The organism is Novosphingobium sp. HII-3, assembly GCF_002916655.1.
GTDB classification, from domain to species: Bacteria; Pseudomonadota; Alphaproteobacteria; order Sphingomonadales; family Sphingomonadaceae; genus Novosphingobium; species Novosphingobium panipatense.
Genome location: NZ_PPSM01000004.1, coordinates 87,511 through 101,475 on the forward strand (window position 1 = coordinate 87,511; position 13,965 = coordinate 101,475).

Consider the following 13,965-nt stretch of genomic DNA (forward strand, 5'->3'; position numbering starts at 1 on the left):
CGGCGGTTCTCCAGACATGGCGAAGGCGACGTCAGAAACCGGTTAGGAAACGGATCATGCTGCGCATGTGCCAGCGCAAGTGACGCAGGCTGCGATGGCTGTCGCGCCGCGCATCGTGCACCACTGTGACGGAGGGCTGGTATACGGTTTTCCAGCCAGCGCGGCGCAGGCGGCGACAGATGTCCGCATCCTCCAGGTACATGAAATAGCCCTCGTCGAACCCTCCAACCTGCGCAAAGGCTTCACGACGGAACAGCACCAGCATGCCGGCAACCCAATCGACATCCGCTGCCGCATCGGGTGCATAGTCCGCCTCGCGCTGACGTAGCACCACCCGACGGGCCAATCGCAAAAGATTAGGGAACCGTCGGGCACTGTCCTGAACCTCTCCGTCCGAACCCACCACTAGCGGCGCACAGGCGGCGACCCGTTGGTCCGCGAAATAAGGCGGTAGCCGCACCAGGCCGTCATCCGGCAGGCGGATGTCCGGATTGACGACGCAGAACAAAGTGTCCGTGCTGCATGCGAACGCCTGATTGTGGTTAGCGCCAAAACCGAGCGGCCGTTCGTTGCGGATGATGCGGATCGGCAGCCCGTCCGCCGCGGCCAGCCAGCCCTCGTCCTCGGGGATGTTCAAGGTGAGGATGATCGATATGCCGCGCAAGTTCAGTCGACGCAGGTCGCCGAGCAGATGGCGGATTAGATCGCCTTGGCCGTGGCTGACGATCGAGAGGGTGACGCGGGGGCTTTCCTGCATGGTCAAAATCCAGCCGCCAACAACGCCGCCAAGCGTTCGGTCGCGGCTTTCTGGCCTTGGAGAAATGTGGCGCGTGCCGCCTTCGACAAATCGCGATGACGCGCCTTGTCGTGCAGCAATTGCAGGACAGTTCCAGAGATATCCCTGATGGGCATCTCGGGCGTGACGACATTCGCCGACAGTTCGCCTGTCATGTAGCTGTTTATGCCGCCAGCATCCCGGCAAACTGGAACGCAGCCCGCTCCCATCGCTTCGAGAGGGGGCAGGCCAAAGCCTTCGTGATCGGAGAGCAACACGAAGATCTTCGTGCGTTCGTACAATGATCGCATATCGTCGATTGACGCACGCTCCAAGTACTGGACGGCAGGGGAAATCGCCGCACGATACGTGCCGTCGGGGGAAATGGCTGCAATCTTCACGCCCGGCGATTGCGAGACCAGTTCATCAATCAGTGACAGCGTAAGATCGGCTCTCTTGTGTGCGCCGCGTCTCAGCATGACCGCGACGTCGATGTCACGGACCGCTTCGCGATTTGAGGTGAACAGCGGGTCGGCCCAGATCAGCGCCTCGCAGGCGACGGGCACGTCGTTGTTCTGCATCTGGCGGCTCAGATAACGATTGGCCGATATGACCTTTCCGCTGCGCAGCGCTGAGAGGATGAAACGTTTGAGAACGGCCTGTTTCGTCGCGCCGTGGACGAACAGCCATTCGGTGTCCTGCACGAAGAACCAGCGCGCCGACCGGGGCACCAGCCATGACAAAGCGAAGGTCACATAATGGCTGAATACCACTGCCGCGACGCCCGTCGCCATAAGGCGGCGAAACCTGCGTGCGACGGAGGGAAGCTGCGTCACGACGGTACGAGGCGATATGATCGCGTCTGACAAGCGGATGATCGGGAGGGCGCCCGTGTCGGCTTCGTGAGGCGCGCGCCACATCGCGATCAAGCCAGTTTTCACCCCCTGATCGGAAAGCTCGCGTGCCAGCCGGATGATCTCGAGGTTTCCGCCGGTGATCTTGAGTGAAGGCGTGATGAAGAAACGCCTCGCGCTATTCCGGTTCATGTGCGGCGCGCTCTGATCGCAGGCTTTACCTTGTTGAGCGCGCGCATCCCCAGCCATTTCAAGCCGCGGTAATGCTTGTCGATGAACACCTTCTCCGCGGCATATTTGCGGCGCAGGCTTTGATAGGTCGCCCAGCGATCGCTTGCCGATGCCCCGCCCAGATGAGTGAGGACGAAGGTGGGATCGTATAGAACGGCTATGCCGCTCCGGTTCGCGCGAAAACACCAGTCCATGTCTTCGGCATATAGCGAATAGTCACAATCCAGCAGGCCGACGCGTGCGAAGATCTCCCGCGTCGTCAGCATGAAGGCCATGATCCCCATGCCGACCGGCTGTTCGGTAGTGAGCGAAGCGTAATCGACGGGGGCTCGCCAGGCACGCGACAGACTCGATACCTCGCCCACGCAATCCTGGTGGCTGCCGTCCTCGTTCAACAGCTTGATGAAGCGGACGTCCCCCCGGCCGAGCGCTTGCTGGGCAAGGCGATCCCAGAAATCCGCGCTGAAGCCGAAGACGTCGGGATTGATGAGCGCGATGTTTGCATACTGGGCCGATAGGATTGCCTGATTGTTCGCGAACGAAAAGCCGAGGTTGCGGGGATCGTGGCGATAGGTTCCAAACGCGGCCAGATCCGCCAACTCGTCGGTGGGGGAGTTGTCGTAGAGAATGATCTCCCAATCGCTGTGTTCCTGCAGCGACGCTGATATTTCGCGCGCGAAACGCCGGGAGACTTCTGCGGAGCGGTACAGCACCACGCAGATCGTTAGGTTGAGGGATCGTTCGGTCACATGATCACCGTAGAGTCAGCGGTGAAGAAGGCGCTTCGCAAACCAAGCATCATCCATACCAAGATTATGCCCCGGATGACCACCGACACGCCCCAAAGGCGCGACAGCAGGATCACGAAAAAGGGCATGAAGAGTTCAAAGGTGCGGAAAGCCAGCACCGGGATCGGCGACAGCAGATAAAAGGACACCGCACCGATCGCCGCAAGAACCGTCTCCTCCTTGCCCAGGTCTGACAGTTCCTTGAAGTGCAGGATGGCGCAGCCGATCCCGCACAGTTGGACCAGCGGCATCAGGCTGAACAGGTTGATGTCGGTGAACTGGCCAGTGGACGAGGCGAGATCCTGATAGGACACGACCCGCTGCACCAGCCCTGCGCCCAGCGGGCTGAGGAAGAGGGCCAGCACACCCACCGCGAGCGCGGCAACGACATCGATCCGCCGTGCCTTCAGCAGCGCATAAGGGACTACGGCAAGGATGAAAGAATTGTGCAGCAGGACCGCAACGACGAACAGCGGCCAGCGAATTGCGGGGCGGGCGGCATAGATAGCGAACAGGCCGATCGCGATCGCCGCTGCGATGCGGATCTGCGTATATTCGTGCAGCCAGAACAGATAGGATCCGTAGATCGCGACAAGGACAATGCGGTTGGTGTCGAGGCGCGTCGCAACGACAAACAGCAACAGGCAGGTACCGGCCGCGAGAACGAATGTGAACAGATCGAACGACCAGCCTGCAGCTGCCGCCAGCTTAGCTAGGGCGAAATAGCCAAGGTCGCCGCCTGTGAGGATCGTCGGCCAGTCGTTAATTGCCGAGGCGTTGTAGAGCAGCTCGTAATTGTGCAGGTCTGCCGAAATGCCGATCGGCTTAACGCCGCTGACATAGATGGCGGCTGCGAGGATGACATAAGCGAGCAGCCATAGCGCACCGTGCCCGAATGAAGCCTGTCGCGGCGGTGGATCACCATGGAGCACGTCCGGCATCATGGCCGAACCCACTGGCGGTATAGCAGCGCTTCCGAGGCGAGGCGCCGGCGAAGGCGTTCCCACCGGCCGCGGTTCGTTGCGCGATTGGTCTTGTGCTGTCGCATTCCCATCAGTGGATTATCTGGGTCGCGAACGTCGTTGCGCCCCAGCGAGACGGGCATGATGCCGGTCTGGAACGCGGCGGCAATCATCAGCGCCTGATCCCGACGATAGCCGAGCTGCCATGCCTGCCACCAGGCCTCGCACAAGGTGACTACTGAAGGGTCATCATGGCGACGATACAGGATCCCGCATTCGAACAGGCCGGCATGTGCGGGAACGCCGTTATTCCGCAGCAGCGCGACAGCCTTGCGCGCCGCCAGCGGCCAGACGAAGCCAAGCCGCAGCGTGCGTTCGATATCCGCATAGGCGCAATCCTGTTCTGGATGGGACATGGCGGCGATCGCGTGCTGCGACAGCACCGAGTCAATCCGATCCGCAGGATCCTGGCGGAAGAACATGTTGCCGTCGACGTACATCGATCGCGATGCGGGCAGGCCCAGCCGGTGCGGAAGCATCTTCACATAGCGATTGAGGCTGACTCCGGTGATGCCGGGGATCGACAGACCTCGCCCCTCCCATCCTTCCGGAACCGCAACGCTGTTGTCGTGAAACAGGATGAAGCGAGTCTTCCAATCCGGGGAAACTGGCGCGACGGCATCATAACCGTTGGTGACGCACGTGTAGCAGACTGCAGGCTCGGTCATGGAGCGTCCCGTCACGAATAGGTGGCGACGGCCCAGGCCGCGACCGAGAGGATCGGCCAGATCCTGGCTGACAGGTCATGCGGGCCACGGCAATGTTGATCGAGCAAGCTGCGGCAGCGCGAGACGTCCAGCACCGACGCCGTGGCAGGTGATGCCAGCAGATCGCGCGCCCAGGGCTGCAAGTCGCCGCGCAGCCATTCGCCAAGCGGCACCATGAACCCGGCCTTGGGACGGTCCACCAGCGGGCGCGGGACTAGGCGATAGAGCAGGTGGCGCGCGACACGCTTGCCACCATCGCCATCGAACAGCAGCGCGTCGGGGAAACGCGCGCATAGCTCCACAAGCCGGTGGTCCAGGAACGGAGCGCGGCTTTCCAAGGAAGCATTCATCGTCGCCCGATCGACCTTGGTCAGGATGTCGCCGGGCAGGTACGAACGGACGTCGTCGAGCATCGCTGCCCGACGATAGGAAAAGTCGGTCGAAGAAGGGAGGCCGGCCGGGACGGATGCGGGCGAAATCGCCATGAACTGCGCGGCCCGGCGATTGAGTGTGCCGAGAGAGCGGATGAACGTATCGCGGTCATCGGCCTGGTAGAGGTCGGAGGCGGAGGCCAGGCTGTGCCAGGGGATGCGCCGTGCCGCATCGATGCGTGACGCCATGGTCGCTATCGGCCCCGCGATCAGATCAGCGCCGCGCAGCGCCGACGCCAGAAACGGCCGACTTGGGGCGTGCCACAGCCGATCACCGCGAGCGTATTTATTGTAGCCGCCCAGCAGTTCGTCCGCGCCGTCGCCTGAAAGCGCGACCGTCACGTCCTCCCGCGCGAGATGCGACAGGATTACCATCGGGATTTGCGAGGAATCCGCGAAAGGCTCGTCGTAGATCCCGGTAAGGTCGGGCACGAGGGCCAGCGCTTCCTGTTCGCTGACATAGCGGTCGCGGTGCTGCGTTCCCAGATGATCGGCAACCGCGCGCGCGGCGATCGCCTCGTCATATTGCTTACTGAGGAAACCGATCGAATAGCTGCGCACTCGATCGGGTGCCAAAGCGGCCATCAATGCCGTGACAATCGATGAATCGACCCCACCCGACAGGAAGACGCCGACAGGCACATCCGCATGCGATTGCAGCGCGATCGCATCGGCCAGCGTAGCATGTAAGGCGTCTGCAGCATCGTCGATTGAACCGGCGAACGGATTGGCGAGGCCATCGCGCGCAACGCTTTCGCGGTCCCAATAGCAATGGAATCGCCCATCGTTCCAGCCAGAGGCGCCGGTCTCTGCCATGTCCCAGGACACGATGGTCGCCGGGGGTACCTGTGAAACTGCGGCATAGATGCTGTCTGCCGGCCCAACGAACCCCTTGGCCAACACATCCTCGAGCGCGGCGGGCGAGGGCCGCCGATCGAAATCGGGATGCGCCGTCAGCGCCTTCAGCTCGGAACCGAACAGCAGGGATTGCTCGCACCAGCCATAATAGAGCGGTTTTTCTCCCATGCGGTCGCGTGCCAGGCTGAGGCGACGTTCCTGACGATCCCACAAAGCGATGGCGAACATGCCGACGCAGGCAGACAGCGCGCCTGCCAGCCCGTCCCGATCGATCAGAGCCAGCAGTACTTCGGTGTCGGAATGACTGCGGAAGCGGTGTCCCGCTGCCGTTAGGGCGTCCCTCAGAGCGACGAAATTATAAATCTCGCCATTGAACGACAGGATGTAGCGGTCGCTGTCCGAGGCCATGGGTTGAGCCCCAAGCGGTGACAGTTCGACGATGGCGAGTCGACGGTGCGCGAGTAGGACGTAATCGTCCGACCAGAACCCGTCAGCATCGGGGCCGCGGTGTTGCAACCGGGCGGCCATCTGCCCCCCGATGACATCGCGCCGCGGCAGGTTGCCCCCGTAGGGCGTGAAAATGCCTGTAATGCCACACATCAGCGTTTTCCATAGTAGCCTGTCATGGCGAGCGCCAGCCGCACAAGTGTCGGACAGTGCGCCATACCCATCAGTGCCGAGGGATGCTGTCGCCGAAGCGCGACAAGATAATCTCGCAAGTCTGCCCAAGATCGGGCGACGCGAGGAATGTGCTGCCGCATCATGTAACGGATCATGGCGGTACATCGCTGCTGCGCAACGGTAGCGGGCAGCCCCTGTGCCACAGCTTCGGTATAGACCGGTTCCCAGATGTCGAGATTGTCGATCATGGCCTGCCGCTCGCGGCTGCCACTCGCATTGCCACTATGAATGCGCCACACGCCGACGACGCGGTCTAGGAACCGAACGTTGCCGTGGCTAGCGAGCCGATATAGGGATTCCCAATCCGAACTGATCGTTGCAGAGCGATAGAAGTCGAGCGCAACAGCCTGAGGGCGGCGGTAGAGCACTGCCAGATGCTGGAAGAAGTAGCGGGTGTCTGGCAAAGCGCTCAGCAATGCCAGCCCGGTAACCGTTCTATCACCCGGATGGTCTGTCACAAAGGATCGGTCGCTGGTGCGGGTTTCCGTTCGAGCAGCGACTATGACGACTCCAGGATCCGCAGCGGCGGCAGCAATCGCTGCGGAAATGAAGCTGGCATCTGTCAGGTAATCGTCACCATCAAGAACCATGGCCCAGTCGCCTTGCGCCAGATCACGTAGCGAGCGCCGGTAGTTCTCGGTACGACCGACATTGCTGTCGCGGCGGACGAAGCGCAGCCGCAGATCGTCGATCGCCTGGATCGAGGCATAACGAGCGCTTGGCGAAGCATCATCGACGACCACCACCTCGAGATGCGGATAATCTTGCGACAGCGCGCTCATCGCTGCCTGGAAAGCCAGCTCTTCCTGCTCGTAGGTCGGGATGATGATGCTCACCAAGGGTGAGGTTTGTGCCTGATCCGTCATGCGGCGAACTCTTGGCGCATCTTGCGACGCAGCAGCCCTGCCATGATCCCGCAATTGGCAAGGTAATAAACGCTAGTTAGCGCGCAAAAGGCATAGATTCCGACCTGGCTGAACACAATCACCTTGGCGACCAGGAATATGGTAAAGGTCCCGATGGTCATCATGGTCGGCGTGCGTGTATCACCCATGGCGTAAAAGGCATTTGCCAGCAGCGCGCCTATGCAGGCACCAATTGGGACGCCGCCGAATAATAGTAGAACAAGGCGCAGGTTCACGCCGTTGTGCATGACCGACTGCTTCGTCAGTAGCGCAGCGATCGGTGGAACCAGCGCAACTGCCGCTAAGAACAGCAGTACTGAGGCAAGCCCGAGCAGTACAAGATTGCGGAGCAATGCCGCCTGGAACTGCGCCTTGTCGCGGACATGGTGTGCTTGTGACAGGGTTGGTGAGGCGGTATTGGCAAGCGCTTGTCCCAAGACACCGGCTGCCGCAGTGAAAATCGACTGGGCGAAGACAACCTTGGACAGCGCGCCCGCCGCGGCGAGTGACAGAAGGTAGCGATCGACCAAAATGTCGTTCTTGAAATAAATTGCACCAGCCAGCAGCGCCCTTGTGCGGCGCCACACCGGTGCCAGCGCTGCCCAGCCCTGGCGCACCGGCGTACGCGGTAGGAACAGCGCCTGTAGCAGCCCCTGCAAGACGAACCGTGCCAGTAAAAGCCATCCTAGAGCCGTAATGCCGGCAACTGGGATCAGCAGGGCAGCGGCAATGGCAAGGCCGCTCGCCGAGCCGAGCGCAATCCCCTCGTTGATGGCAAATCGGCGTTCGGCGTACAGATAGCCGGAAAGAACCGATGTCGTGATCGCGAACGGTGTGGAAAGCGCGGCCAGCCCGGCCAGGGTCACGGCATCCTGACTGGCATTTCCTACGAAGCCGGGAAAGATCACTAGGGTCCACCAAGGCGCCAGAAAGAACAGCACCGTAGCGATTGGTAGTCCTGCTGCTATGACCAGCAGGACGAGCGCCCTGACCGCGGCCGGGCGCTCGTCCGTTCCGATCCGAGCAAGCTGTGGCAGTAAGGCGCCGGTCACCGCATTCACGGCAATAGATAAAGCGACCTGTGGAATGGCCGAGGTGGCGAAATAGGCGTCCGCATCGCGCACATCGCCCGCGAATCGCAGGACAATGATCTGAAGCAGGAAACTAGTCGCCACCGTTGCCAAGTTGAGCAGCGCCACCACGCCTTCGGTGCGTAGCTGCCGGCCATGCGCCAAGACGGCTTTAATCCGACTAGCGCGAACTGGCATGGGGACAGGCGTATTCACCGGTGTCACTTAGGCTGTTTCCGACAGCTGCCAGATCATGGGGTCAAAGTGACCAATAGCTTGTGCCCGTGGGCAGGAGATCGGCGTGGATCGCGGACTTCACATCTACGAACACGCCGTCTGCTCGCAACTGCGATGTAAAGGATGTGATCTGGTCAACATACTGCCGGTGGTTGACCGCCAGTACCAGGGCATCGAGATCCGTCAGCATGTCGTCTCCCACCAGCTCGATGCCATATTCATGTACCGTCTCTGCGGCATCGGCGAGCGGATCATGGACTAGAATGTGCATGCCGTGCGCGGCAAGCCCGTCAACGACGTCGGGTACCCGCGAATTGCGGATGTCGGGAACGTTCTCCTTGAACGTGAGGCCCAGTACCGCGACCCTGGCGCCTTCCGGCGTGATACCGGCCTGCGTCAGCAGTGTGGCAGTCTTGTCGGCGACGAAGCGCCCCATACTGTCATTAATAGAGCGACCAGCCAGGATCACTTCGGGGCGGTAGCCTAGCGCCTCGCTCGCGTGCGTGAGGTAATAAGGATCTACCCCGATACAATGCCCACCAACCAGGCCGGGACGGAACGGCAGAAAGTTCCACTTCGTCCCGGCTGCCTCAAGGACATCGAGGGTGCGGATGCCCATGCGGTCCATGATTAGCGACAATTCGTTCATCAGCGCGATGTTCAGGTCGCGCTGGGTGTTTTCGAGCACCTTAGCGGCCTCCGCAACACGGATGGTCGGCGCTTCATGTAGGCCAGCATCGACAATGGCACCGTACACCTCACGCAGACGTGCCAGCGTGGCCTCGTCCTCTGCGGCGATAATCTTGGTGATCGTTTCCAAGCGATGTTCGCGATCACCAGGATTAATGCGCTCAGGTGAATAGCCGAGGAAAAAATCGCGTCCCCGTATGAGGCCGGAATGTTGCTCCAGCAGCGGGCCGCAGAAATCCTCAGTCACACCAGGATAGACCGTGGACTCAAAGACTACGGTTGCGCCCGTACGCAGCGCCGGACCGATGATCTCGCACGCGGAGCGTAAGGGGCTGAGGTCTGGCTGCTTGTCGCTGTCGATCGGTGTGGGTACCGTGACGATAAAGAATGTACGGTCCGCGAGTGCCGTCGCATCGGAAGCATAATGTAGGGGGCTGGCCTGAAGGACATCGTCATCAATCTCGCCCGTGGCATCATGCCCTTCACGCAACTGCGTGATCCGCCGGGCGGAAATGTCGAATCCTAATACATCATCGTAGCGGGCGGCCAAGGCGACTGCCACCGGCAGCCCTACATATCCCAGCCCTATGATTGCAGGCCGTTCAGAGGTTTTCATAGTTGCGCAACCGATTTTTGGTGTGAAACGTACCAAGGAAGTGCCGCATAAAGCCCGTCCCGGATCGTGTGGGATGGAGTATAGCCCAGCGCCGCAGTTGCCTTTCCGATATCAGCCAACGAATGGCGGACGTCGCCCGGCCGTTCGCTGCGGTAGCAAGGCGGCAGGGCGTAGTTGATATCGAGCTCTGCCAGTCCGGCCCGCAAAAGGTCGAACAATTCCGTTAGCGACGTCTGTTCGCCGACAGCCACGTTGTAAACGGCGTGCGTCACCTCGGCAGGCGCGAGCGCGGCACGCACGTTGGCTTGGATGGCGTTGGCTACGAAACAGAAATCGCGGCTTGTCTGGCCGTCACCGTTGATCGCAACCGGTTGGCCGGCGATCATAGCATCGACCCACTTTGGGATTACCGCCGCGTAGGCGCCATTTGGATCCTGTCTAGGCCCAAACACGTTGAAATAGCGAAGGCCGACGCATGCCAAGCCATATGCTTGATTGAAGGCGTGGGCATAGCTTTCATTGGCAGCTTTGGTCGCGGCATAGGGCGACAATGGTCGTCCGACGCGCTCCTCGATCTTCGGGAGATTAGGTTCGTCGCCATAGGTGGAGCTGGACGCAGCGTAGACAAACCGCCGAACGCCGGCGCGTCGGCTAGCGTCCAGCATGTTCACGAACCCGGTACAATTGACGTCGTGTGATGTGATGGGATCCGCAATGGACCGAGGAACTGAGCCAAGCGCGGCCTGATGCAGGACGATCGATACACCTTCCACGGCCGCCAGGCATTGCGCCGGGTCGCGGATGTCGCCTTCGATTAGGTCGAAGCGCGACCAAGCTTCTGGCCCGACGGTGCGCGCCACTTCATCAAGGTTGGCCCGGTACCCGGTCGCGAAATTGTCGAGGCCGCGCACGCGCTGGCCGCGGGCGAGCAGATATTCCAGAAGATTGGAACCGATGAACCCCGCTACGCCAGTAATCAGCCATAGATCGCCATCGTGAAACGAAACGCCGTCATCATAAATGGCAAAGCCAGTATTCATGTCAGCCGTCTCCACAGGCCAGTTCGCGGGTGCCCCTAGAGGATTGCGGACACATCAGCTAGCCCCAATCTCGTGCAAGGAGGCGCGCTTAGCGCGCCCCAAAACCGGTTAGCATCGTACGGATGGTTCGCATGACGATCAAAACATCTATCCAGGGAGAGAAGTTCTTGATGTAGTAGAAGTCGTAATGCAGTTTTGACGTTACTTCATTGACTTCTGATACATGCCCTTGGTTCACCTGAGCCCAACCAGTGATGCCTGGGTAAACGATATGGCGATAGCGATAGAAAGGGATTTCGTTTTCGTACCAGCGGGACAGGACCTCCGCTTCAGGACGGGGGCCGATCCAGCTCATCTCGCCTTTGATGACGTTCAAGATTTGCGGCAGTTCATCAAGCCGGCTTTGGCGAAGGAAACCTCCGATCCTGGTGATCCGCTTGTCGGAATCCTTCGTCTTGGCTGCCTCGATCGTTGTGACCGGCTCATTTTTTGGTTCCGCGACCATGGTCCTAAACTTGAACACGCGGAACGGACGCCCTTGGTATCCGATGCGGACTTGCCGAAACAATATCGGTCCACGCGAGTCTACAGCGATCATAATGCCGATAACCAGCAGTGCAGGAAATAGGGCGATCAACGCCAACACAGCGGCAATAAAATCGACCACCCGCTTGATCCGCATATAGGCATATAGTGGGCTGAGCGTTCCGAAACTATTTTCGGAAAGGTGCTCTATTGCGACCTTGCCAGTCAACGATTCAAGAAGATGTTTGGAGTGATAGACCGGGAGGCCTTCCAACGCAAAATTCGCCAGTCTGCGCTCCCATTCATTCGATACGTCAGAGCGCAGATCTACGCTAATGGCATTGAGATGAGCGACATTTGCATCATGCGATTGAAGTATCGTCCATTCAACACCCTTAACTTTTGATAGCGCGAGGTATTCTCCTTCCGGAACGATGCCAATGTGCATTTTTCTACGCCGGAGGAATGTCGAATTTAGACAATAGAACAGCAATACGTTAATCAGAAAGCTGCTGGTTATTAAGATTCTGCTATATTCCAACCGCCCTAGAACATAGATGATCAGGAGCAGGCCATAAGAAGCAAAAAAAGCCGGGGCTATATAAGAGGTTTGCTCTACGCCAGGATATTTAGTGATGCCCTTCATTAATAATATTCCAAATAAAGTGGCAATAAGACATCCTGCAGTCGTAGAATATATGAGTTCTTCGTGATTGGCGGCCGGAGGATAAATGCAAACTAAAAACATAGATTGCATAAGCAATATGAAAATTGCCAAAAATATTTGAAAATTAGTTTGACTAATTAAGGGGATGTTTTTGGAGGACCAATAATTTGCATCCATAAATTGATCCAATTCTTCCCTTAATTGACCAAATGGCCTAGCGTGATGCTCTCGAGCGGTTGAGACGGGAGCTATAGGTAAGAACGGGGCAATGGTAAATATGATCGCCAATCCAGAATGCCATTCGCGGCATCGCAGATCGCTGCCGGGCTTTGGAGAAGGTGGACGCCCATCCAAGAAGGCGATAACGGGGTTGCGCCTGTAGATGGGAGGAATGTCGGTGTCTCACAGAGCGGTTGGGCTGCACCGGCCCAGTCTTTCCTTCATATTGTTAGTGTTATTTCTCGCGATTCTGTGGCTTGCAGGCGGCGCATCGCGTGCCGACGAGCCTGGACAGGCGATCGTTCGCGTGGCGTCCGCGATCGCCCTTATTCTGTCCATTCTGCTGGTCGACCGCTCGTTGCCCTTACAATTCAGAGTCGTGCCGTTATTCCTGTTGATGAGCTTGATGCTGGTGCTGCTGCAATTGATCCCGCTGCCGCCCGTTATCTGGCAGGCCCTGGCCGGTCGGGAATTGTTTGCGCTTGCTGCTGCTGGAGCGGAGCAGCCGTGGCGGCCTTTGGCAATCGTGCCGGGTGGTGCACTCAACGCGGCCGTATCACTGATCGTGCCAAGTACGGCTTTCGTGCTGCTGGCGACGCTCCGCCCTGGCGAGCGTTTATGGGTGCCCGGCGTAGTGCTGGGGCTGGTCACCGCTTCGATGCTGCTGGGCTTACTGCAATTGTCAGGTGCCGGGTTCGACAATCCGTTGATCAACGACACGCCTGGCCAGATTAGCGGATCATTTGCGAACCGTAATCACTTTGCCCTGTTACTGGCGTTCGGCTGCCTACTCACGCCGGTCTGGGCCTTCCTTGGCGGCCGTTCGCCCCAATGGCGCGGGCCGCTGGCGCTGGGACTGGTTATCATGTTCATGCTGACCATCCTTGCCAGTGGTTCGCGAGTAGGTATGTTGTTGGGCGTGCTCGCGACGGCCACAGGAGTGTTCCTGACGCGCAAAGATATTAGGAAGGTGTTCCGGCGCTATCCACGATGGGTGTTGCCGGCTTTGATCGTGGCTTTGATCACCGTCATCTTAGTTCTGGGGCTGGGGGCGATAATAGCAGGGCGCGCCCTCTCTATCGATCGGATGATCGAGAACGACCCAAGCCAGGACATGCGCGTCCGCGCGCTGCCGATCGTGCTGGCGATGGTGCGCGATTATTTCCCGATGGGCGCCGGATTTGGCGGGTTTGATCCGCTTTTTCGCATGCGCGAGCCGTTTGAGCTGTTGAAGCTAACCTATTTTAATCACGCCCACAACGACTGGCTGGAAGTGGTGCTTGAGGCTGGCATTGGAGGACTGCTGTTGCTGGTCGGCGCAGTGGTCTGGTGGGGGATGGCCAGTGTGCGTTGTTGGCGTGCTCCTTCAAAAAATAGGTATCGGCTTTCACACGTCGGATCAGTGATGCTGTTGCTAATTTTCCTTGCCAGTATCGTTGATTATCCGGCTCGCACGCCGATGATGATGGTGATGATTGTCATCGCCGCCATATGGCTAAGCGGGGAAACTAGCGACGCGGCACCAGTCGGTCATTAGTGGTCAGCTTTACCCCCGTCCAATCTACACCTATAGCGGCGGCTCGCCTCCCACTGCACCCGGAATTTGAAGTACATGCGTGAGATTTGCCTTGTTTTGGCGATTGTGGCCC

Annotated in this window: 12 protein-coding genes; 1 reads left to right on the plus strand and 11 read right to left on the minus strand. The window is 59.4% G+C overall.

Annotated features, from left to right (window positions below):
- Positions 1–31 precede the first annotated feature (31 nt).
- From C2R25_RS00520 to C2R25_RS00570, 11 genes are all read right to left on the minus strand, one after another.
- Positions 32–757: a glycosyltransferase family 2 protein gene (locus C2R25_RS00520; protein ID WP_103727347.1), complete on the minus strand. Its 726-nt coding sequence runs from the start codon at positions 755–757 to the stop codon at positions 32–34.
- 2 nt (positions 758–759) lie between these two features.
- Entirely contained in the window at positions 760–1,878 is a 1,119-nt protein-coding gene (locus C2R25_RS00525) for a glycosyltransferase family 4 protein (RefSeq protein ID WP_103727348.1), read from the minus strand.
- Positions 1,818–2,609, minus strand: coding sequence for a glycosyltransferase family 2 protein (locus tag C2R25_RS00530; protein WP_103727349.1), 792 nt, complete (start codon positions 2,607–2,609; stop codon positions 1,818–1,820). Before C2R25_RS00530 ends, C2R25_RS00525 begins: the two co-directional genes overlap by 61 nt.
- Positions 2,606–3,604, minus strand: a complete 999-nt coding sequence (locus tag C2R25_RS00535; protein WP_233203685.1) for an EpsG family protein — start codon at positions 3,602–3,604, stop codon at positions 2,606–2,608. Before C2R25_RS00535 ends, C2R25_RS00530 begins: the two co-directional genes overlap by 4 nt.
- A complete protein-coding gene (locus C2R25_RS00540) occupies positions 3,589–4,338 on the minus strand; it encodes a hypothetical protein (protein WP_103727351.1) in 750 nt (249 codons plus the stop codon). The genes C2R25_RS00535 and C2R25_RS00540 overlap by 16 nt, the downstream gene beginning before the upstream one ends.
- 11 nt (positions 4,339–4,349) lie before the next feature.
- Positions 4,350–6,266 carry an asparagine synthase (glutamine-hydrolyzing) gene (asnB, locus tag C2R25_RS00545; RefSeq protein WP_158250586.1) on the minus strand — a complete coding sequence of 639 codons (1,917 nt, stop codon included), beginning with the start codon at positions 6,264–6,266 and terminating at the stop codon, positions 4,350–4,352.
- A complete protein-coding gene (locus C2R25_RS00550; RefSeq protein WP_233203686.1) occupies positions 6,266–7,183 on the minus strand; it encodes a glycosyltransferase in 918 nt (305 codons plus the stop codon). The genes asnB and C2R25_RS00550 overlap by 1 nt, the downstream gene beginning before the upstream one ends.
- A 26-nt stretch (positions 7,184–7,209) precedes the next feature.
- Positions 7,210–8,451: a lipid II flippase MurJ gene (locus C2R25_RS00555; RefSeq protein ID WP_158250587.1), complete on the minus strand. Its 1,242-nt coding sequence runs from the start codon at positions 8,449–8,451 to the stop codon at positions 7,210–7,212.
- Positions 8,452–8,581: 130 nt separating this feature from the next.
- Complete coding sequence (locus C2R25_RS00560; protein WP_103727355.1) at positions 8,582–9,865, minus strand: nucleotide sugar dehydrogenase; 1,284 nt, start codon at positions 9,863–9,865, stop codon at positions 8,582–8,584.
- On the minus strand, positions 9,862–10,905 hold the full coding sequence (locus tag C2R25_RS00565; protein ID WP_103727356.1) for an SDR family oxidoreductase: 1,044 nt from the start codon (positions 10,903–10,905) through the stop codon (positions 9,862–9,864). The genes C2R25_RS00560 and C2R25_RS00565 overlap by 4 nt, the downstream gene beginning before the upstream one ends.
- A gap of 88 nt (positions 10,906–10,993) precedes the next feature.
- Complete coding sequence (locus C2R25_RS00570; protein ID WP_158250588.1) at positions 10,994–12,076, minus strand: sugar transferase; 1,083 nt, start codon at positions 12,074–12,076, stop codon at positions 10,994–10,996.
- A 412-nt stretch (positions 12,077–12,488) separates the two neighbouring features.
- On the opposite strand from C2R25_RS00570, the gene C2R25_RS00575 reads away from it, so the two are divergent.
- Entirely contained in the window at positions 12,489–13,853 is a 1,365-nt protein-coding gene (locus tag C2R25_RS00575; RefSeq protein WP_158250589.1) for an O-antigen ligase, read from the plus strand.
- Positions 13,854–13,965 lie beyond the last annotated feature (112 nt).